Raw genomic sequence first — 19,681 nt, 5'->3', positions numbered from 1 at the left:
ATCAACGATGGCCGCCGGTTTCCCGGCGGCCATCGTCGTGTTCCGGGCCGCGGCGCACCTGTTTGCGATCATCGCGCCCGGGTACCGCTGATGGCATGACGGACGACAGGGTGTGGCGGGACGAGGAGCGGCTGCCGCTGGAGGAGTTGGAGCGCGCCGTGGCGGGTTCCAGCATCGACGGGCAGGCTGACGACGTGACCGGCAACGACGCCGGCGAGGAGGCCGCCTTCGGGCACGGGCCGGCTGCGGCCGACCGGGGCGGCGAGGCGCCGGGGCGGGAGCCGACCGACCCGGAGCGCGCCTACCGTCCCTCCACGACCGGCCGTACCGGACCGGACAACGGATAGTCCACGCCGGGCGGCCCGGTCCGCCCGGCGTCCCCGGACGACCGGCGGGCGCCCAGCTCGTAGAGCACGATCAGCGCCAGCGCGAGCACCACCAGGGACGGGCCGAGCGCCTGTACCGACACGTTGCTGATCAGCACGCCGAGGCCCGCCGGAACGAGCGCCGCGCCCAGACCGGCGGCACCGATCTGCAACCCGATGGCGCGGTCCGCGTGCGCCGCGCCGACCCGCTCGGCGGTGGTGAGGGTGAGCAGCGGGAACACCGGCGCGGCGGCGAAACCGAGCACGACCAGGCCGAGCACGGCCAACACGGCCGAGCCGGGGACGGCGATCAGCGCCGCGCCGACGGCCATGCCCGCCAGGCTCACCCGCAACACCAGCCGGGGCCCGAGCCGTTCGGCCACCACCCCCTGCACCACCCGGCCGACGAAGAGACTCCCCCAGTACGCGGAGACGCAGCCGCCCGCCACCGCGCCGGTCAGGCCGCGCCCCTGGGTGAGCAGCAGGAACGCCCACAGCCCGGCGGACACCTCGATGGCGACGTACAGCGCGAAGGCCAGTGTCCCCGACCAGACGACCGGCAGCCGCAGGGTGGCCAGGACCGGCACCCGGACCGGCGCGGCGGTGTCGGACGTTTCCGCGTCCGCCCCGGGAGCGGGATCGCGGCGTCGCCACGCGCGTACGGTCAGCGCGAACGCCGTGGCGAGGGCGAGCTGGGCGGCGGCCACGATGCCGTACCCCCACCGCCAGGCCAGTCCGGCGCTCAGCGCCGCTGTCATGATCAGTGGACCGATCGCCACGCCCAGGCCGAAGAAGGCGTGCAGCCAGTTCATGTGGCGCGGACCGAACGCGCCGGCGGCGTACGCGTTGAGCCCGGAGTCGACAGCGCCGGAGCCCAGCCCGAGCAGCAGCGCGCAGCCCACGATCACCGCCAGCCCGGGGCTCAGGGCGTATCCGGTCAGCGCCAGGCTGGCGAGCAGGGTGCTTCCGGCGAGCAGCGCGCCCACGCCGATGCGGGCCAGCGTGAACCCGGCCAGCACGCTGGAGGTGAGGTAGCCGACGGTGCCCGCGGTGAGCAGCAACCCGACGGCCTCGGTCGGGATGCCGAAGTCCGCCCGGATCGACGGCCAGCCGACGCCGAGCAGGCCGTCCGGCAGGCCGAGGCTGACGAACGCGAGGTAGGCCAGCAGGAGCAGCGCGGCGCGGGGTGGCGGGGGCGAGGTGGACATGGGACAGCATCCTGCCGCAGCGCACCGTACCGTCGTCGGAAGGCGCCCGCCCGCTGCGACAAGAAGTGGTGTCCGGACGGTCGAGAAAGCGGACAGCTCAGTCAGAATCGGCCGATCGGGGGACGGCAAACGCGCGTGTTCGCGTAAGAATTTCGGGATGCATCAAGGCTCCGGAATCCTCTCCACGCGTCAGCGCCGCATCGCCTGGCTCGGCTTCCTGCTCGCCGCGCTCCAGGCGCCGGTGTCGGCCCGGCTCGTCTCCGACGACTCGTGGCTGTTCAGCGTCTGCGTCGCGCTGATGGTGGCCACCGTGATCATCGCCGACGACGCCGCCCGTCGTCGGCCCGCCAACGCCCCCAGCGAGTAGAGCGGCCAACCGCACTTCCGGCCAGGGGCGCTCTGCTGGTGCCGCTGGCTGCCCGTTCCTGGTCACCGGCCGGAGCCGCCCTGTGGCAGTTCCGGCCGGCGACGAATCAGACGGGCTCGATCGCAAGGCCGCTGATCTGGTCGTCCTTGATGTCGAACACGAGGGCGAAGGACAGGGGCCCGCCAGGGAAATCACCGTCCCCGGAGGCCACCAGCCGGTCGTGGGCGAACGAGGTCGGCGTGAGCACGACCCTGGGGTCGATCAGGTGCCCCTGGATCCACTCGCGGATCTCGGCCTCGCCGGTCCAGGTCTGCCCGTCATCGCGCACGGTGGCCCCGTCGCCGAAGACCGCGGCCAGATCGTTCGCATCGTGCGCGTTGGTCGCCGTGATGAAGTGATCGACGGCCTTGGGCAGAGTGATGTCGTTCATTTCTTCTCTCCAGTCTTCTCGGGTGCCAGGACGCGGGCGCGTCCTGGTGTGTGACAGGCTCAGAAGTCCGCTCCACGGGAGAGCTTCTCGTTCGCGCGCAGCTCCGCGAGCGCGTTCTCGTGCATCGCGACAACGGCGTCGTAGCCGGAGTTGCCGAGCACGATCCGCTTCGGCGGGACGGGTGCGTTCAAGGCGCTGATCACGGCCTGCACTCCACGAACGGGGTCTCCCGCCTGCTTTCCGTTGTGGTCCACGAACGCCGCCCGGACGCCCTCGACCATCGGCAGGTAGGCGTCGACGGTCTCGTTGACGTCCTCGTTCTGGAAGTAGGCGAAGGCCTTGGTGCGGAACGCTCCCGGCTCCACGACGAGCACGCGCACGCCGAACGGCTCGACTTCCTGGCGCAGTGTCTCCGACAGTCCTTCGATCGCGAACTTCGCCGCCGCGTAGTAGCCGAACCCCAGCGCGCCGACGAGGCCTGCCACCGACGACATGTTCACGATCCAACCGTCGCCGCGTGCCCGCATACCGGGCAGGACGGCGCGTACCACCTCGACCACGGCGAACAGGTTGAGGTCGAACGTGCGGCGGATCGTCTCGTCGGGGGCACCCTCGATCGAGCCGTACCAGCCACGGCCCGCGCTGTTGACGAGCACGTCGATCCCGCCGAACCGCTCCTCGGCCGCCCTGACCGCCGCACGCACCTGGTCGGCATCGGTGACGTCGAGCTGCAGGACCAGCACCCGGTCGCCGTAGGACTCAGCCCACTCCCGCAGCTCAGCAGGCCGACGCGCGGTCACCACCACCTGATCGCCCTGCTCCAGGGCAGCCTCGGCATAGACGAGGCCGAACCCGCCGGGCGTCCCACCCGTGATGAACCAAGTCCCCATGGACTTCTCCTTTCGCTATAGCGAGCAATGTAGCGCTACATGAGCTAATGTAGCAACTATGCAGAACGCACGAGATCGACTCCTGCTCGCCGCGGCGGAACTGCTGGAGAGCGGCGGCACGGTGTCCACCAGGGCGGTGTGCGACCGCGCCGGCGTGCAGGCCCCGACGCTGTACCACCACTTCGGCAGCAAGCAGGGCCTGATCGACGCCGTGGCGAGCCACGGCTTCACCCAGTACACGGCGATCGAGAACTCTGGCGACCCGCTGAACGACCTGCGCGAGGGCTGGGACAGACACGTACAGTTCGGGCTGGAGCACCCGTCGTTCTACGGGCTGCTCTACGGCCGCGCAGAGCCGGGAAGGCCCTGCGCCGTCACCGCTCCCGCGCACGCCGCGTTGCGCGACCGGTTGACCGCCGCCCGGGGCCGACTCAAGGTGCCGGCGGCCGATGCCGCCGAACAGGTGTTGGCCGCCAACGTCGGCATCACGCTCACCTTGATCAGCCAGCCAGAGCCGGATCTCGAGCTGTCCGGACGTGTCCGCGAGACCGCGCTGGCCGGAGTCCTGCGCATGGCCCCCACCGACGCCCCCGCGACTCGTGCGAGCGCCGCGCTGACGCTACGTGCGCTGGTCGGCGACGACCCGGGCGACCTCACCCCCGGCGAACACGCGCTGCTCGGCGAGCTCCTGGACCGCCTGGCCCGTTAGGCCGTGTCTTCGAAGGATCTTGGTGGAGAATGATGTAGGGCGGCCTTCGATGGCCTGGGACGAACTCTGGCGTTCCGACCGCCACGCCATGCGACCGACGGTGACAACACCCCGGTGAGTGTGATGCCGGTGAGTCATCTAGATGACTCACCGGCATCACGCTCACCAGCACGACCGCCGCCGCTCAGCGCCCCGGCCCCGACCGTCCACCCCGACCGCCGGCGGCTCGACGCGGGCCAACCACGGCTCCAACGCCCCCACCGTGCCGGCGAACGTCGTCGCCGGGACGGCGACGAACAGCCTCGCGACCACCTCGGTCTCGCCCGGCTCGATCTTCAGCGTGCGGTCGGGGGTAAGGCTGGTGCCGTGGGTCGCGCCCTCCCAGCCCAGGTCCTGGCTGGCCCGGTCGATCACCAGCCGAAGCGGCGCAACAGTCCGGCGGCCAGGGCCACGAACGCTCCTTGTGAATGACGGGGACCGGCCCATCAGGCCCCATCATTCGCGTCCGCCAGTCCAGTGTCAGTCCGGGCGGGCCTCGTGCCCCGGCTGGCCCCGGGTGCGGCGGCGCTCCTTCATCTCCGCCTCGTAGAGGTGTCGCCGCCCGCCCACCAGTTCGTCGCGGGCCTGCTGGTCCAGCTCCCGGAACAGCGCGTGGTAGCCGTCGTCGAAGTCCTCGACGATCTGGAAGGTCCACCGGCCGGCGATCACGTTGCGGCCCAGCAGCTCGGTGTCGATCCGCTCGGCGATCCGGTGGTGCCCGGCCGCGCGGAACGTCTCGATCGCGTCGTCGAGCATCAGGTCGGCGTGCCCGATGAGCTGGTGCAGCGAGTAGAGGTGTCCGCGGGCCCGTTCGACGCACTCCAACGCCTCGCTGAGCTTGCCCAGCGCGGCGACCGTCTCGTCGCTCACCCCGGCCGGCCGCCGGTGCTGCTCGTCCGGCCCATCCGCCCGCTGCCCCATCGCCGCTCCCACACTCTGCGCCGTCCTGCGTCGTCCAGTGCCTGGTGCCCCGTCTGTGCCGGATCAACCCTCGCGGCCAGCGTCGCTCGTCCGGTGGCACAACCCACAAGCACCGAGCGGCCGAGGTCGGTCGATCACCGGTCGGTTAGCCTCGGTCACCATGCGTGTGCCGTTCAACCGGGTCGCCTCCCCGACCGCCGTCGAGTCGGCGCGGTCCACCCTGGCCGCCCTCACCGTCACCGTGGGCACCGCCGGCCTCGCGGCCGCCGCCGCGCGTCCCGGGCTGCTGGCGCTGGTCGACCAGCACGCCGCCGCCGTCCGCGACAGCCTGGACGGTGACCGCCGGCCGTTGACGGCCGCGGCGCTCGCCGGCTACGCCGAGGGGGTACGCGACGCCGCCCTGGAGCACGGGTGGGCCCCACCGCGCGGGTCGGTGGACTGGAGCGCGCCGGAGTGGCCGCTGGCCCGGCTGGTCGCCGTCTGCGCGCTGGCCCGCTCGCTCGACCGTTCCTGAGCACGCGGAGGGCGCCCACGCGAGCCGCGTGGACGCCCTCCCTCGCACGATCACGCCCCGTTACGGGCGGTACTGCTGGGTTTCGTCGGCCGCTCCGGACTGGTACGTACCACGTCCGCCGGCCACCGTCGACTGCTCGTCGACCCGGGGCATGGCCTGGGTCCGGTCGCCGCCACGGTCGGCCATCTGCCGCTCCATGTCGCCGCGCCCCGCCGAGGCGGCCCGCCGGTGCTCCTGCACCGCCTGGGCTTCCCGGGCGGCCCGGTCCAGCCAGCCGTCCCAGCGGTTCTGCATCGGCTTGACCAGGCCACCGCCGACGCCGACGATCAGGATGCCGGCGACCGTTGCGAGGACCGCGATCAACACCGGAGTGGTGACCGTGGTGGCGATACCCACCTGGTTCAGGGCGGCGATCACGCCGAGCGCGATGATGAAGATCGCCGTCAGGTCCGCCAGGACCTTGCCGTACGAGAGTCCGCCCAGCGCCCCGGTGACCAGATCCCGGACGGCGTTGGCGATGGCGGCCGCGACCACCACGATGACGATCGCGATGAACGCGCGCGGCAGCCAGGCCACCACACCGCGGATCAGGTCACTGATCGCGTTGGGCCCCCAGACTCCGAAGGCGAACTGCAGGGTGAACAGCAGGACGGCGTAGTACGCCAACCTGGCCAGGATGTCGCTGGCGTCGTACTTCGTTCTCTCAAGTGCCCGTTTGATGCCTCCGCGTTCTACCGCTTCGTCGAAGCGCACCCGTTCCAGCACCGCATCCACGATCTTGAGGACCGCTCTGGCGATAAGCCAGCCGACCACGAGGATGACGATGAAGGCCACTGCCTTCGGGATGAAGAGCAGCACCGACCTCCAGGTGTCGGCGATGGCGTCGCCGATGTCGGCCTGCCGCACCGCGAGGGTTTTCAGCATGATGTCCCTCCTGTCGCGTGGACTGCGCCGGGCGCATACCCGGCCACCGGTACGGCAGTCCGGGCGGCTCACTGCCATTTTTCCGACAAGTCGACAAACAGGGGCCTTGACCTGCCCGAACAGCAACCGCGCCGGGGGTGTCGGCGACCCGCGCGCATGATCGGATGCGGCTGAGCGACGGCCGGCTAGGCTGCGAACATGCCAGGAACGGTCGGGCGAGTCCCCACGCCATCAATTCCGGCCCCCGGCGCATCCACCGGCCCCGGCGCGGCAGCCGTGCTCGCCCACGACTGGTCCGCCACCGCGCTCGGCCCACCTGAGGGGTGGGACGCGGCGGTCCGGGCCGTGGTGGGGCTGATCCTCGCCTCGCCGATGCCGATGGCGCTGGCGTACGGCGACGACCTGGTCCTGCTCTACAACGACGGCTACGCCGAGTTGCTGGGGAGCAAGCATCCGACCGCCCTCGGTCGACCCGCCGCCGAGGTCCACGCCGAGGTCTGGGACCTGCCCGGCTTCGGTGACGCGATCGAGCGCGCCTACCGCCAGGGTGTGCCGTTCCTGGAGAAGGAGTCCACGCTCCCCCTGATCGGGGAGAACGGCGGCGCCGAACAGGTGGTCTTCACCCGCAGTCACTCGGCCGTACGCGACAGCGACGGGCAGATCGTCGGAATCCTGACGGTGGCCGCCGAAACCACTCACGTCACCGAGCAGTTGCAGAGTCTCAGCGAGGTGGCCGCCGCGCTCGCCGGCACCCTCACCCTCGACGACGTGGCCCGGGTCGCGCTGCGCCACACCATCGGAATGTTCGACGCCGACCGGGTGGCGTTCGTGGTCGACGAGGGTGGCGGCGGCTGGCGGATGGTGCGTCGGGTGCGCGGCGAGTTGATGGACGAGGCAGACGAGCGGCTGCCTCCGCTGTGGCGGCGGGCGCCGGCCGACTGGGAAGGTCCCGTCGCGCTGGCCGCCCGGTCGGGCGAGGCCCGGTTCATCCGCGACGGCCAGCCGCTGCGCGAGACCGCCGTGGACCGGCATGACGAGAAGATCCGCTCGATGGCCACGCTCCCGCTGGGCACGTCGGTGGTTCAGGGCGGGCTGACGGTCGGCTACCAGGGCGCACACTCCTGGTCGGCCGCCGAGCGCGCGCTGCTCGCCGCGGCGGCGGAGCTGATCGGCCAGGCCGCCGAGCGGGCGCGGCGGTTCGAGACCCAGCACGGCACCGCCCAGTTGCTGCAACGCAGCATGCTGCCCGAGCACCTGCCCGACCTGCCCCGGCTGCGGATCGCGGCCCGCTACGACCCCGGGGTCGACGGCAACGCTGCCGGCGGCGACTTCTACGACGCGTTCCTGCTGCCCACCGGCGCGCTCGGCGTGGTGTTGGGCGACGTCGCCGGGCACGACGTCCAGGCGGCGGCACGGATGGGGCAGGTGCGGGCGGCCCTGCGCGCGCTGGCCCTGGCCGATCCGGCGCCGGACGCGGTGCTGACCGGTCTGGACCGGTTGGTGACCAGCCTCGGCGCGGAGGCCGGCAGCCACGAACTGTTCGTCACCGTGGCGTTCGGGGTCATCGACGCCGAGCGGCGGGAACTGACCCTGGCCAGCGCCGGTCATCCCGCTCCCCTGATCCGCCGGTGCGCGCCCGACGGCCGCACGCACGCCGAGTACGTGCAGGTGCCGGCCGCTCCCCCGCTGGGACTGGGCGGACGACCGACCACCGTCACCGTCGCGTTCCCGCCCGGCGACACCCTGCTGCTGTTCAGCGACGGCGTGGTGGAGCGGCGCAGGCAGAGCCTGAGCGCCGGGATGGACGCCCTCGGCGACGCGGTGGCCAAGGCCGGTACCAGCGACCCTCGTGCCCTCTGCGCGGTGGCGACCGCGGCGGTGGCCGGCGGTACCGAGGACGACGTGGCGGTGCTGGCGGTCGAGCACGCCCTCAAGCCGAGCCGGTCGACGGCGATGGAGATGCCGGCGGAGCCGACCGCGCCGAGCCGGGTCCGGCACTGGATGACCGGTCAGCTCACCGAGTGGCAGGTGCCCGAGTCGGTGATCGGGGCGGCGGTATTGTGCACCAGCGAGCTGACGACCAACGCGTTGCTGCACGCCGGCACGGCCGCCCGGGTGGAGATCGACCTGAGCCCCGAGCGGCTGCTGGTCTCGGTCGCCGATTCCGGCACCCGGGGCACCGTGACCCGGGCCCGTACCGACACGTTGAGCAGTCGCGGGCGTGGACTGGGCCTGATCGAGGAGCTGAGTGACGCTTGGGGCACCGATCCGTCGGTGCGCGGTTCGACGGTCTGGTTCGAGATCCTCGTCCCACCGGCCGAACCACACTGAGTCGTACCCACCGACCCGTGCGGGGCGAGTCAGCCGATCGCCGAAGGGGTAGGAGTGCGGCCATGGCCAACGAACAACCCCAAGGGGTGCTCTTCGACGTCGACGGAACGCTCGTCGACACCACGTACCTGCACACGGTGAGCTGGTGGGAGGCGCTGCGCCAAGCCGACCGGCCGGTACCGATGGCGACCGTGCACCGCTCGATCGGCATGGGCTCGGACAAGCTGCTGGATCACCTGCTCGGCCCGGAGCGGGACCGCGACGAGGATCCGAAGCTGCGCGAGGCGCACGACACCCTCTACACCGAGTACTGGGAACGGCTGACGCCGCTGCCCCGGGCGGCGGACCTGCTGCGCGCCTGCGCCGAGCGCGGGTTGCGGGTGGTGCTCGCCACCTCCGCCGCCGAGCACGAGGTGGGCGCGCTGCGCCGGGCACTGAACGCGGACGACGTGGTGGACACCGTCACGTCGTCGGCCGACGCCAAGGAGAGCAAGCCCGCGCCGGACATTCTCGAAGCGGCGCTCGATCAGTCGGGGCTGGCCGCCGAGCGGGTCGTCTTCGTCGGCGACTCGGTGTGGGACGTCGCGGCGGCCGGCAAGCTCGACATCCCGTGCGTCGGGTTGACCTGCGGCGGCACGAGCCGCGGCGAACTCGCCGGCGCCGGCGCGGTGGCGGTGTACGACGACCCGGCCGCGCTGCTGGCCGAGCTGGCGGACTCCCCCCTCACCCGCCCGAGGTGAGCCCCACTCCGGTTCGTCCGGGTCGACACGCATAGCCACCAGTCTCGCGGGGCATGGTCTGTGGCCACCTGCCCGCACCGTGCGGGTGCGGCGAGAGGGTGGTGTCCGTGGAGCCGGTAGATGTGGCGTTCGCGTTGGTGGGCGTGGGCGCCCTGCTCGCGGGCATTCTGCCCCGGGTGTTGGAGCGCCGACCGCTGTCCATGCCGATCGCGTTCCTCGCCCTCGGCATGCTGGTCTTCCTCCTTCCGATCGAACTGCCCACGCCGGACCCGCTGGCCCATCCCGAGCTGGCCACCCACCTCACCGAGATCGGCGTGATCGTCGCCCTGATGGGCGCCGGGTTGAAGATCGACCGACCGTTGAGCTGGGCCCGGTGGTCCTCCACCTGGCGACTGCTGGCCATCGCGATGCCGGTGTGCATCGCGGCGGTGGCGCTGCTCGGCTGGTGGTGGGCCGGTCTGGTGCCGGCGGCGGCGCTGCTGCTGGCCGCCGCGCTGGCCCCGACCGACCCGGTGCTCGCCGCCGACGTGCAGGTCGGCGAGCCGACCGATGTGGAGGACTCCGAGGACGAGGTCCGCTTCGCCCTGACCTCGGAGGCCGGCCTCAACGACGGGCTGGCGTTCCCCTTCGTCTACGCGGCCATCGCCATCGCCTCGACCAGCCTCGCCCCGCGCGCGTGGATGGCCGAGTGGTTCACCGTCGACGTGCTCTGGAAGGTCGGCGTCGGGGTGGGCGGCGGCCTGCTCATCGGCTGGCTGCTCGGCAAGCTGTTCTTCCGGGCGCCCAGCGAGTTGCGGCTGGCCCGGCACGCCGAGGGGTTCCTGGCGCTGGCCGCCACGTTCCTCGCGTACGGGCTGGTGGAGGTGGCCGGCGGGTACGGCTTCCTGGCGGTGTTCGTGGCCGCGCGGGCCATCCGGGCCGCCGAGCGGACCCACGAGTTCCACTCGGTGCTGCACGACTTCGCCGAGCAGGTCGAGCGGCTGCTCACCCTGGTGCTGTTGCTGCTGCTCGGCGGCGCGATCGTGGGCGGCCTGCTCGCGCCGCTGACCTGGCCGGCGGCGGCCGTCGGGCTGGCGCTGGTCTTCCTGATCCGGCCGGTCGTCGGCTGGTTGTCGCTGCGCGGCGCGCCCGGTCGTCCGGCGGAGCACTGGGTGATCTCGCTGTTCGGCATCCGTGGGGTGGGCTCGTTCTACTACCTGGCGTACGCCACCACGAAGGCGGACTTCCCGCAGGCAGAGCTGCTGTGGGCCACCGTCGGACTGGTGGTGCTCGTGTCCGTGGTGGTGCACGGCGTCGCCGCGACCCCGGTGATGCAGCTGCTGGACCGCGAGGGCGAGCGCACCGAGGACCCGTCCGAGTCCGAGGCCCAGCCGGTGGCCGTCGCCGGGCACTCCTGAGCGCGCCGGGACTCCTCAGCCGAGGCGGGAGACGAGCGCGTGACCGAGGTCCCGGCCGGAGCGCCAGGCGCTCTGCACACGGGGTGCGCCGAACGCGTCGCCGGCCAGGCCGATCCCGTCGGCGTCGAGGTGGTGGGTGACGTCGGTGGGTTCGCCGGTCGGCTTGGCGTACGTCCAGCGGTGCACGTGCACGTCGGCGGCCTCGTCGGGCAGACCGAGCAGGTCCCGGACGGCCTGCTCGATCGCCGGCCCGGCGGCGCTGGGCTGGGCCAGGTGCCCGGCGGCGAACTCCGGCACGGTGTGCGCGACCAGCACCGGCGCGTCGTCGCCCCGCCGGTCGCCGTCGTCGCAGACGAGACTGAGCACCGGATGGTCGTTGACGAACGCGCCACGGAAGGTCGGCCAGCGCCGGGAACCGAAGCGCAGCACCGCGGCGAGGGTCGGCGACCAGGTCTGCGCCTGCACGACGCGGGTGGCGTCGGCCAGGGCCGGATCGAGCAGCAGGGCCGCCTGTGGTCCCGGCATCGCCAGGGCGACCGCGTCGTACGCCTCGCCGTCGACCGTCGGCCCGGGTTCCACGGCGAGCACCAACCGGTCGACGGTCACCGGCATCGGACGGGCCAGGTGTTCGACGAGCGACCGCAGCCCGCGTGGGGCGGCGTAGCGCAGCGGGCCGGGCACCTCGTGCCGGCCGTTCGTGTCGTACGCCCAGAAGGTGTCGGTCCACTCGCGGACCAGGCCGGCGGCACGCCACTCGTCGACCACGGCGGCGAAGTCCGGGTCGCTGGCCGTGAAGTACGCGGCGCCGATGTCGGCGGGGCGACCGTCGAAGCGTTTGCTGGCCATCCGGCCGCCACTGACGTGCCCCCGCTCGCGCACCCGCACCGGCAGCCCGGCGCGGGTCAGCTCCACGGCGCACGCCACCCCGGCGATGCCCGCCCCGACCACCAGCACGCCCGCCGAGTCAACGCTCATCCGATGATCGTAGGCGTCGTCCGGGGGCATGAACCGGCGGTAATCGGGGTACTGGCACACCTGTTCGAAGAAAGGATGATGAGGATGACGGACCGTAGCAACGATCAGGCCGACCCGCGCGGCGCGATCAAGGACCCGGACGAGTGGGTCACCGGCGACGAGCCGCCCACGGCGGCCCAGGAGTCGTACCTGGCCACGCTGGCCCGGGAGGCGGACGCGACGCTCCCGGACGACCTGACCAAGGCCGAGGCCTCCAAGCGGATCGACGAGCTCCAGGCCGAGACGGGCCGGGGCCAGTAGGCGCGCTGGTCAGCGACGCGGCAGGATATGCAGGCGTACGGACGTAAGGCTCCCCCGGGTCGTCTCGGCCTCGATGTAGGTGGCGTGTGGCTGAGAGCGGCGGTCGGTGGGCGACCCGGGGTTGAGCAGGCGCAGCCCGTTGGGGGCCACGGTGTCCCAGGGGATGTGCGAGTGCCCGAAGACCAGCAGGTCGACGTCGGGGAAACGGGCCGCGCACCGCTGTTCGCGGCCGGTGCGCGGACCCGTCTCGTGCACCACGGCCACCCGTAGCCCGTCGAGGTCCACGCGGGCCACCTCGGGCAGCCGGGCGCGCAGCGCCGGCCCGTCGTTGTTGCCGTACACCGCGACGAGCCGTCGCGCGCGGGCGGTCATCGCGTCGAGCAGCGACTCGTCGACCCAGTCGCCGGCGTGCAGCACGACGTCCGCCGCCTCGACCGCCGTCCACAACTGCTCCGGGAGGTCCCGGGCCCGCTTGGGGAGATGCGTGTCCGCCGTGAGCACCAGCCTCATGCCGGCATCATCTCCCGGACGTGGGCCGCGTGCTCAGCGCGACGCCGGGGTGAAGAAGGAGGGCGGCATGCCCAGGCTGCGCAGCGCCGAGTCCTCTTCGACGTCGCTGAGCACACCAGCGGCGTTGATCAGACCGATGTGCGAGAACGCCTGGGGAAAGTTGCCCAACTGCTCCCCGGTCAGCGGGTCGATCTGCTCGGCGAACAGTCCCAGATCGTTGAGTCGCGCCAGTAGCGTCTCGAACAACTCGCGCGCCCGGTCCCGTTCGCCGGCCAGCGCCAGGCAGCAGACCAGCCAGAACGAGCAGATGAGGAACCCCGCCGGGTCGCCGTCCCAGCGTCGCAGCAGGCCGTCGTGGGACAGCTTGTCCTCCACGGCACGGATCGTCGAGCGCATCCGCTCGTCGTCGGCCGGCAGGAACCCCACCAGGGGCATCACCAGCACCGACGCGTCCAGGTCGTCGGATTCATAACTTCCGGTGTACGCCCCGACCCGCTCGCTCCATCCTCGTTCCAGCACCTCGGCACGGACCTTGTCGCGGGCGGCCGCCCAGCGGGCCACGTCCTGCGGCTCCCCGAGTCGGGCGCCGAAGCGGACCGCCCGGTCCAGCGCCGACCAGCAGTGCACCTTCGAGGACACGTGGTGGTGTTCGACCCCGCGCTCCTCCCACATCCCCGCGTCCGGCAGCGGCCAGTCCCGGGCCGCCTTGTCGGCGAGGGACCGCAGCAGGTGGTAGACGTCCGGCTCCAACGGTTCCAGCCGGTCACGCATGAGCCAGGCCGCGTCCATCGCCTCGCCGAAGACGTCGGTCTGGCGCTGCCGCCACGCGTCGTTACCGATCATCACGGGCGGGCTGTCGCGGTAGCCGGCGAGCTGGTCGAGGCGGTGTTCGGTGAGGTCCCGCTCCCCCAGCACCCCGTACATGATGGGCACCGGCTCCTCGTCGATCCGGCCCATCGCCCGGCCGAGCCAGGTGAACTGCCGCTGCACCTCGTCGAAGCAGGCCGTCCGCCAGAGCGCCCGCAGGGTCAGGCTGAAATCACGCACCCAGACGTACCGGTAGTCGTAGTTCCGGTCCCCGCCGAGCTCCTCCGGCAGCGACGTCGTCACGGCGGCGACCACCGCGCCGCTGGGTCGGTACGTCATGCCCTGCACGATCAGCGCGCTGCGTCGCACATGCTCGGCGTAGATCCCCTGGTACTCGTGCTTGCGGACCCAGGAGCGCCACCCCTCGGCCGTGTCGGCGATGGTCCGGTCGGCGTCGGGCACCTGCGGCCGGGGCGAGTCGTAGGTCGGGGCGTACCCGAGGGTGAAGTTGTTCGTCGTGCCGGCGCGGACGGTGAACGCGGCGGCGGCCTCGCCGTCGCCGCAGGTCAGCCGCACGCTGCCGACCAGGGTGAGCCGGCTCGCCCCGCCGACCGCATCCAGGGCGCCGTCCTGCTCGACGAGGAACGGCGTGGTGCGGCCGTACTCGAACCGGGGCCGGTAGTGCACCCGCATCGGCACCTCGCCGGAGAGGCCCCGCACGCTGCGGACCAGCACCTGTGGCGAGCGGTAACCGATGTCGTGCTCGCGCGCGCCGGGTTCCAGGGCGAGCGCGTCGGTCAACTCCACCTCGCCCGCAGCGGTGCGGAAGACGGTCCGCAGGACCAGGGTGTCGTCGAGGTAGCTGCGTTCGACGGTGAAGTCGTCGGTCTCCGGCCGGATCGACCAGTGCCCGGCGTCCTCGCCGATCAGCCGCGCGAACACCGACGGGGCGTCGAACCGACCCGGGCACCACCAGTTCACCGACCCCGCGTGGTCCACCAGAGCCGCGCTGCGGCCGTCCGCGAGGAAGCCGTGGTCGCTGATCTTTGCGGTCTGCACCCGGCTGCCTACCCGGGCCGTCCCCACGCATGCCTCCCGAGCCGCGGCACCCGCCCGCCGGCCCGGCGTTACCACTCGGCACTTGCGGGAAACCGGGCGGCTGACGAGGGAGGATGCTGATGACCTCAGCCCCGGAGCCGACCGCCGCCTGGCGGCCCGGCGCAACCAGTGGTGACGTGCTTCCGTCCGGCCCGGCAGGCCGCCCGTCGACACCCGGCGCGGACGGGCACGGGCCGGAAGGTGGCCCACCCACCGTGACGATCGGCTCGTATCCGGACTATCCGTCCGCGCAGAAGGTGGTCGACTACCTGGCGGACAACCGCTTCCCGGTGGAGCACACCGCCATCGTCGGCACGAACCTGACGCTTGTCGAGACGGTGCTGGGACGGATGACGACGGGCCGCGCGGCCCTGCTCGGCGCCGGCACCGGCGCCTGGTTCGGGCTCTTCATCGGCCTGCTGTTCGGCATCTTCACCGTCGGCAACTGGCTGGCGGTGATCCTGGTCGGACTGGTCATCGGCGCGATCTGGGGCGCCGTGTTCGGCGCGGTCGCGCACGCCATGACCGGCGGGCAGCGCGACTTCACCTCAGCCAGCTCGCTCCGCGCCGGCCAGTACGCGGTAACTGTCGACGCGCAGCTAGCCGACCAGGCGAGGCAGCTCCTGGGCCGCATGCAGATGCCCGGCTCACGCCCGGCAACGACCCGCTGACCCGCTGACCCGTCGACACCCCGCCGCCGATCTTGCACTTTCTGCGCTACCACATTGGCGCAGAGCGGGCATATCAGTGACCGAAAGTGCAAGATCGGCGCGCGCCGGGCGGGGGTCAGCTAGTAGTCGGTCTTGGCGACCTCGCGGCGACAGACGAGGGCGAGGCTCATGCCCTTCTCGACGTCGCCCGGGTCGTCGGGTGTTCCCCGGTAGCCGTAGCTCGCTCCGTCGGGTGACAGCTCGACGTCCACGCCCTTCGCCCTCAGGCACTTGACCACGGCGTACGTGAAGTCGCGGGCCTTCGGGTTGGCGGGGTCCTCCTCCCAGGGTGGGAGCGGGTTGAGGGGTTCGCACGCCTTGTTGGCGGCCTCCCGGGCGGCGTCGCCGAGCGGGGGCTTGCGCTTCTGCCGGATGGCGATGACGTCGAGCCCGTGCTGCTTGAGGCAGTCGTCGTAGGGCTTCATCTTCGCGGCCCGGTCCGCGTCGGTGTCGTCGAGGCGGAACCTCGGCGCCTCCACGGTCGGCGACGCGCTCCGCGACGGCGACGCGGCGGTCGCCGTCTGGAGGGTGGCGACGTCGGGCTGTTCTTCACCGGTCTTCGCGCCGCCGGGGTCGCATCCGGCGGTCGCCGCCACGATGACGGCCGCGAACACCAGGAACGCCATGCGCTGCCTCGCCATGCTGTGCCTCTTTCCCGTCGTGTGACCGATTCGGCCCCACCCTGGCGCAGGCATGTCAGGAAGCTGTCAGCTCGGTGTTCGTAACCGGTTCTCCCGCTCGCCGGTCAGTCGTGGTACGCCAACTCGCCGGCACGCAGCGGGACGTCGACCCGGTTTTCCGACGGCGCGAGGGGGCAGGCCCAGCGGTCGTCGTACGCGCAGCTCGGGTTGTAGAGGTAGTTAGCGTCGAGGCGGACGCGGTCGCCGGGCAGCAGCTCGACGCCCCGGCCGAAGGTGCCCTTCACCGTGTCGGTGAGGTAGCGGCCCCCGCCGTACGTCTGCTGTCCGCAGGTGCCGTCGCGCAGCGGCACGAACAGTCCGCCCCCGTACGCCTCGATCCACCACAGCGTGAGCGGCCCCCACGACGTCTCGGCCACCGCCACCCGCCGGTACGTTACGACGCCGTCCGGGCCTCCGGTGTCGATGCTCAGCTCACCGCTGGCCGGCCGTAGCGGCGCTTCGACCACGGCCTCCGGGTTGGGTGGGAAGTACCGCACGCCCCGGAAGGCGGGCCGTTCGTCGGGCGGGATGGGGCTCTGCGGGTGGGTGGCGAAGAGGTCGTCGCGGCCGGCGCGGAAGCCCGCCAGGTCGACGTCGGACAGGTAGAGCCGGGCCACCCGCTCCCGCCAGTCGGCCAGTTCGAGGTCGGTCAGCATGCGGGGGACTCCTTGTCGAGGGACAGCTCTCCGGACTTCAGGGGCCGGCCGCACGCCTGGCAACGGACCTCGGCGACGAACACCTCGCCACAGACGTCGTGGATGAAGTCGACCTGGGGCACGTCGGCATCGCTGTAGGTGTCGCCCCAGCGCTTGAGCACGAGGATGACCTGACCGAGGTCCCGGCCCTTCTGGGTGAGTTCGTACCCGGCGACCTTGCCGTCCTCGGCGGCACGGGCCTGCAGGATTCCGGTTTCGGCCAGTTTCCGCAGCCGGGCGGCGAGGACGTCCCGGGGTGCGCCGACCGCTCGCAGGATCTCGGTGTACCGCGACGCGCCGAAGGCGAGGGCGCGCACGATGTGCAGCGACCACCTGTCGTTGACCGCGTCGAGCGCCACCGCGAGAGTGTCCCGCTCTGGTTTGGAATTCAAACCGGGGGTGCTACGGTTCATCTGGTTGGACATTCAAACCACACTACCCGAGGAAGCACCCATGACGTCGCCATCCGAGTCACCCACCGAGCGGGAAACGCCCGTCACCACCCAGCGTGCCGCCTGGCTCTCTCTGGTGATCACCGGGCTGATCATCGGTACGGCGTTCATCGCCGTCTACGTCGGGCTGCAACGTGATCCCGCACCGAGCCGCCTGCCGATCGCGGTCGTCGGCGAGCAACTGGCCACCGCCGCCCACGGCGGGTTCGGCGACGCCGTCGCCGTAACCCAGGTCACCAGCGTCGACGACGGTGCCGCCCTGGTCCACGACGGGGACGCCGTCGCGGTTCTCAGCGCGGCCGCGCCCGACAGCCTGCGCCTCGACTACGCCGGCGCGAGCGGGTTCAGCGAGAGCGGTGCCGCCCGGCAACTCGTCGCCGGTCTCGGCAAGCAGGCGGGCATGACCGTCCAGGAGAACGACATCGTCCCGCTGGCGGGCTACGACAGTCGCGGGCTGTCCGCCTTCTACGTGGTCTTCGGGGTCACCCTCTCGTCGTTCGTCCTCGCGCAGGGGCTCACCGCCGCCACCGCGAAGGTGCGCCTGCGCCACCGGCTCTACGCGATGGGCGGGTTCGCGGTCGTGATCGGCGTGGTCGCGGCCACGGTCGCCGGCCCGGTGTACGGCTCACTGACGGCGCCGTTCCCCCTGCTCGCCCTGTCGCTCATCCTGCTGTCGGCGGCCAGCGCCTTCACCACGAAGGCCCTCGGCGCATGGCTCGGGCCGATCGGTATCGCGCTCGCCGTGCTCACCCTCACCACCATCGGTAACGCGACGAGCGGTGCGACGATCGGCGTCGACCTGCTGCCGGGCTGGGCGCAGGCGATCTCGGCGAAGCTTCCGCCGGGCGCGGCCGTCCGCGCGGTGAACAACTTCGGCTACTTCGGCGGCTCGCACACGCTGGTGCCGCTCGCGGTGCTCGCCGCCTGGTTCCTGGCGGGGCTCGGGTTCGTCCTGCTCCGACAGCGGACCGCACCGCGACGTCCGCTCGCCGCCGAGGCCGGCCGATGACCGCCCGGGTGAGCCCGTACCTCAGCTTCGCCGGCAACGCCCGGGAAGCCATGGGGTTCTACCAGTCCGTGTTCGGCGGCGGTCTCCAGATCACCACTTTCGGCGACCTGCACGGACCCGACGACGCGGCGACCGACGATCTGGTCGCGCACGTGATTCTCCGGGGAGCGTCCGGGATCGTGCTGATGGGCTCGGACCGCAAGCCCGGCGACGACGGGACCGGTAGCCCGCCGTCGATCACCCTGGGCGGTGACGACGAAGCGGAACTCACCGGGTACTGGGAGCGGCTCTGCGTGGGCGGCAGCGTCACGGTGCCGTTCGCGCGGTCACCCTGGGGCGCCCGCTACGGCCGGTGCACCGACAGGTTCGGGACCGACTGGCTGGTGAACGTCACGCCGCCCTCGACGTCCTGACCGGGGCGCGGAGTCGGGCAGGCGCGGGCGGGCGGGCATGGCGGCCATTGGCGGCCATGCCCGCCCGTCACGGTTGCGGCCAGTTGCGCAGCAGGGCATCAAGAGCATCGAGGGTACGGGCCCAGGAGTCGTCCGTCGGGCGCGGCGTGTGGCGGAAACCGCCGGTACGCTCCAGGCTCACAAATCCGTGGAACGTGCTGTGCATCATCCGGATGGCGTCGGTCTGGTCCGGCTCGGCGAGCCGGTAGCCGCGCAGAATCGCCCGGGTCATCTCCGCGTGCCGGATACCCGCGCTCGCGGCGGCCGTCTCGGGATCGAGGTCGATCTGCATGGCCGCGTACCGGCCCGGGTGCCGCCTCGCATAGTCCCGGTACGCGTTCGCGAAGGCCACCAGCGCGTCCTTGCCGGCCCGGCCGGCGAGCGCGTCGGAGACGTGGTCGGCCAGCTCGGCGAGCGCCAGCAGGGCGATTCGGACGCGCAGGTCGTGCGCGTTCTTGAGGTGGAAGTAGAGGCTCGCGTCCTTCACCCCGAAGTGCCGCGCGAGGGCGGCGACTGTCACGTTCTCGACGCCCACCTCGTCGGCCAGGTCGGCCGCCACCTGGGTCAACCGCTCGACCGTCACGCCGGCACGTGCCACTCGCCACACCCCTCAAACTAGCCTTGTTAATCGGTTGCCTAGGAGAGCTAGGCTACAACCTATGCTAGCCATCACCGAACCCGCCATCCGCGCCTCCTTCGTCAACGTCACGCAGGGCGAGGCGAAGCGGATGGCCGTACCGGTCGATCTGGAGACGTACCCCTGGGACGACCTCGACTTCCTCGGTTGGCGGGACCCCGCCGCGCCGCAGCGGGCGTACCTGGTCGCCGAGACCGACGACGGCCCCGTCGGGGTCGCGCTGCGGGTGGCGCCGCAGCAGACCGGGCGGACACGGCGCAGCATGTGCTCCTTCTGCCTGACCACCCACACCGGCGACGGCGTGTCGCTGATGACCGCGCGCAAGGCGGGCCGCGAGGGCCGGCAGGGCAACTCCGTGGGCGCGTACGTCTGCTCCGACCTGGCCTGCTCGCTCTATGTACGGGGCAAGAAGGAGGCCGGGCGGCGAATCGACGAGACCATCACCCTGACCGAGAAGATCGACCGCACCACCGGCCACCTGGCCGCGTTCCTGCGCCGGGTCACCGAGTAACTGGCGTCCC

24 protein-coding genes and 1 pseudogene are annotated in these 19,681 nt (G+C 72.0%); 12 read left to right on the top strand and 13 right to left on the bottom strand.

Annotated elements, in window-relative coordinates; translation table 11 throughout:
• Window positions 1-95 precede the first annotated feature (95 nt).
• Window positions 96-347, top strand: a complete 252-nt coding sequence (locus tag AB0B55_RS22350) for a hypothetical protein (protein ID WP_355053421.1) — start codon at window positions 96-98, stop codon at window positions 345-347.
• Here the strand turns inward: AB0B55_RS22350 and AB0B55_RS22345 are convergent.
• Entirely contained in the window at window positions 302-1,573 is a 1,272-nt protein-coding gene (locus AB0B55_RS22345; protein ID WP_357119740.1) for an MFS transporter, read from the bottom strand. The two genes, AB0B55_RS22350 and AB0B55_RS22345, sit on opposite strands and share 46 nt — an antisense overlap.
• Before the next feature lie 157 nt (window positions 1,574-1,730).
• Here AB0B55_RS22345 and AB0B55_RS22340 point away from each other — a divergent pair, with 157 nt between their 5' ends.
• Entirely contained in the window at window positions 1,731-1,940 is a 210-nt protein-coding gene (locus tag AB0B55_RS22340; RefSeq protein WP_357119743.1) for a hypothetical protein, read from the top strand.
• 106 nt (window positions 1,941-2,046) lie between these two features.
• Here the strand turns inward: AB0B55_RS22340 and AB0B55_RS22335 are convergent, their stop codons facing one another.
• The gene (locus AB0B55_RS22335; protein ID WP_357173434.1) at window positions 2,047-2,370 is read right to left on the bottom strand and encodes a nuclear transport factor 2 family protein; all 324 of its coding nucleotides are present in this window, start codon (window positions 2,368-2,370) and stop codon (window positions 2,047-2,049) included.
• Between the two features lie 59 nt (window positions 2,371-2,429).
• Window positions 2,430-3,260, bottom strand: a complete 831-nt coding sequence (locus AB0B55_RS22330; RefSeq protein WP_357173432.1) for an SDR family NAD(P)-dependent oxidoreductase — start codon at window positions 3,258-3,260, stop codon at window positions 2,430-2,432.
• Window positions 3,261-3,318: 58 nt separating this feature from the next.
• Here AB0B55_RS22330 and AB0B55_RS22325 point away from each other — a divergent pair, with 58 nt between their 5' ends.
• Window positions 3,319-3,969 (top strand): TetR/AcrR family transcriptional regulator, encoded by a 651-nt coding sequence (locus AB0B55_RS22325; protein WP_357173429.1) that lies wholly within the window; start codon window positions 3,319-3,321, stop codon window positions 3,967-3,969.
• Window positions 3,970-4,191: 222 nt separating this feature from the next.
• Here AB0B55_RS22325 and AB0B55_RS22320 read toward each other — a convergent pair.
• Together AB0B55_RS22320 and AB0B55_RS22315 are read right to left on the bottom strand one after the other, a co-directional pair.
• Window positions 4,192-4,389: pseudogene (locus AB0B55_RS22320) on the bottom strand (hypothetical protein); the annotation flags it as partial.
• A gap of 99 nt (window positions 4,390-4,488) precedes the next feature.
• Window positions 4,489-4,929: a hypothetical protein gene (locus tag AB0B55_RS22315; RefSeq protein WP_357119755.1), complete on the bottom strand. Its 441-nt coding sequence runs from the start codon at window positions 4,927-4,929 to the stop codon at window positions 4,489-4,491.
• A 160-nt stretch (window positions 4,930-5,089) separates the two neighbouring features.
• On the opposite strand from AB0B55_RS22315, the gene AB0B55_RS22310 reads away from it, so the two are divergent.
• Entirely contained in the window at window positions 5,090-5,443 is a 354-nt protein-coding gene (locus tag AB0B55_RS22310) for a DUF6401 family natural product biosynthesis protein (RefSeq protein WP_357119758.1), read from the top strand.
• Window positions 5,444-5,503: 60 nt separating this feature from the next.
• On the opposite strand, the gene AB0B55_RS22305 is transcribed toward AB0B55_RS22310, so the two are convergent.
• Complete coding sequence (locus AB0B55_RS22305) at window positions 5,504-6,367, bottom strand: hypothetical protein (protein ID WP_357119761.1); 864 nt, start codon at window positions 6,365-6,367, stop codon at window positions 5,504-5,506.
• Between the two features lie 198 nt (window positions 6,368-6,565).
• On the opposite strand from AB0B55_RS22305, the gene AB0B55_RS22300 reads away from it, so the two are divergent.
• From AB0B55_RS22300 to AB0B55_RS22290, 3 genes are all read left to right on the top strand, one after another.
• Entirely contained in the window at window positions 6,566-8,698 is a 2,133-nt protein-coding gene (locus tag AB0B55_RS22300) for a SpoIIE family protein phosphatase (protein ID WP_357119765.1), read from the top strand.
• 62 nt (window positions 8,699-8,760) lie between these two features.
• On the top strand, window positions 8,761-9,438 hold the full coding sequence (locus AB0B55_RS22295) for an HAD family hydrolase (RefSeq protein ID WP_355053431.1): 678 nt from the start codon (window positions 8,761-8,763) through the stop codon (window positions 9,436-9,438).
• A gap of 107 nt (window positions 9,439-9,545) precedes the next feature.
• Entirely contained in the window at window positions 9,546-10,835 is a 1,290-nt protein-coding gene (locus tag AB0B55_RS22290) for a cation:proton antiporter (RefSeq protein ID WP_357173426.1), read from the top strand.
• A 15-nt stretch (window positions 10,836-10,850) separates the two neighbouring features.
• On the opposite strand, the gene AB0B55_RS22285 is transcribed toward AB0B55_RS22290, so the two are convergent.
• Window positions 10,851-11,789 (bottom strand): FAD-dependent oxidoreductase, encoded by a 939-nt coding sequence (locus tag AB0B55_RS22285; protein ID WP_357173864.1) that lies wholly within the window; start codon window positions 11,787-11,789, stop codon window positions 10,851-10,853.
• A 96-nt stretch (window positions 11,790-11,885) separates the two neighbouring features.
• Here AB0B55_RS22285 and AB0B55_RS22280 point away from each other — a divergent pair, with 96 nt between their 5' ends.
• A complete protein-coding gene (locus AB0B55_RS22280) occupies window positions 11,886-12,110 on the top strand; it encodes a DUF3072 domain-containing protein (RefSeq protein WP_357173423.1) in 225 nt (74 codons plus the stop codon).
• A 9-nt stretch (window positions 12,111-12,119) separates the two neighbouring features.
• Here AB0B55_RS22280 and AB0B55_RS22275 read toward each other — a convergent pair whose 3' ends face one another.
• Window positions 12,120-12,620 (bottom strand): metallophosphoesterase, encoded by a 501-nt coding sequence (locus AB0B55_RS22275; RefSeq protein WP_357173421.1) that lies wholly within the window; start codon window positions 12,618-12,620, stop codon window positions 12,120-12,122.
• Window positions 12,621-12,653: 33 nt separating this feature from the next.
• The gene (locus AB0B55_RS22270) at window positions 12,654-14,486 is read right to left on the bottom strand and encodes a glycoside hydrolase family 15 protein (RefSeq protein ID WP_357173418.1); all 1,833 of its coding nucleotides are present in this window, start codon (window positions 14,484-14,486) and stop codon (window positions 12,654-12,656) included.
• A 119-nt stretch (window positions 14,487-14,605) separates the two neighbouring features.
• Between AB0B55_RS22270 and AB0B55_RS22265 the strand changes: the two genes are divergently transcribed.
• Window positions 14,606-15,196 carry a general stress protein gene (locus AB0B55_RS22265; protein WP_357119781.1) on the top strand — a complete coding sequence of 197 codons (591 nt, stop codon included), beginning with the start codon at window positions 14,606-14,608 and terminating at the stop codon, window positions 15,194-15,196.
• Window positions 15,197-15,315: 119 nt separating this feature from the next.
• Here AB0B55_RS22265 and AB0B55_RS22260 read toward each other — a convergent pair whose 3' ends face one another.
• The 3 genes from AB0B55_RS22260 to AB0B55_RS22250 form a co-directional block, all read right to left on the bottom strand.
• Entirely contained in the window at window positions 15,316-15,876 is a 561-nt protein-coding gene (locus tag AB0B55_RS22260) for a hypothetical protein (protein ID WP_357173416.1), read from the bottom strand.
• 104 nt (window positions 15,877-15,980) lie between these two features.
• The gene (locus AB0B55_RS22255) at window positions 15,981-16,568 is read right to left on the bottom strand and encodes a DUF1684 domain-containing protein (protein ID WP_357120762.1); all 588 of its coding nucleotides are present in this window, start codon (window positions 16,566-16,568) and stop codon (window positions 15,981-15,983) included.
• Window positions 16,565-17,002, bottom strand: coding sequence for a helix-turn-helix domain-containing protein (locus AB0B55_RS22250; RefSeq protein ID WP_357119787.1), 438 nt, complete (start codon window positions 17,000-17,002; stop codon window positions 16,565-16,567). The genes AB0B55_RS22255 and AB0B55_RS22250 overlap by 4 nt, the downstream gene beginning before the upstream one ends.
• Window positions 17,003-17,063: 61 nt before the next feature.
• Here AB0B55_RS22250 and AB0B55_RS22245 point away from each other — a divergent pair, with 61 nt between their 5' ends.
• Both AB0B55_RS22245 and AB0B55_RS22240 read left to right on the top strand, forming a co-directional pair.
• Window positions 17,064-18,071, top strand: a complete 1,008-nt coding sequence (locus AB0B55_RS22245) for a hypothetical protein (protein ID WP_357173413.1) — start codon at window positions 17,064-17,066, stop codon at window positions 18,069-18,071.
• Window positions 18,068-18,484 carry a VOC family protein gene (locus AB0B55_RS22240; RefSeq protein ID WP_357173410.1) on the top strand — a complete coding sequence of 139 codons (417 nt, stop codon included), beginning with the start codon at window positions 18,068-18,070 and terminating at the stop codon, window positions 18,482-18,484. Before AB0B55_RS22245 ends, AB0B55_RS22240 begins: the two co-directional genes overlap by 4 nt.
• 67 nt (window positions 18,485-18,551) lie before the next feature.
• Here the strand turns inward: AB0B55_RS22240 and AB0B55_RS22235 are convergent, their stop codons facing one another.
• On the bottom strand, window positions 18,552-19,121 hold the full coding sequence (locus AB0B55_RS22235; protein WP_357119796.1) for a WHG domain-containing protein: 570 nt from the start codon (window positions 19,119-19,121) through the stop codon (window positions 18,552-18,554).
• Window positions 19,122-19,182: 61 nt separating this feature from the next.
• Between AB0B55_RS22235 and AB0B55_RS22230 the strand changes: the two genes are divergently transcribed.
• Window positions 19,183-19,671, top strand: a complete 489-nt coding sequence (locus tag AB0B55_RS22230) for an FBP domain-containing protein (RefSeq protein ID WP_357119799.1) — start codon at window positions 19,183-19,185, stop codon at window positions 19,669-19,671.
• The last annotated feature ends 10 nt before the right edge of the window (window positions 19,672-19,681 follow it).

It is taken from the genome of Micromonospora sp. NPDC049107 (assembly GCF_040648595.1).
In the GTDB taxonomy this organism is placed as follows: Bacteria; Actinomycetota; Actinomycetes; order Mycobacteriales; family Micromonosporaceae; genus Micromonospora.
Note: the sequence above shows the minus strand (reverse complement) of the source record. Positions and strands in the feature narration are given on the sequence as shown.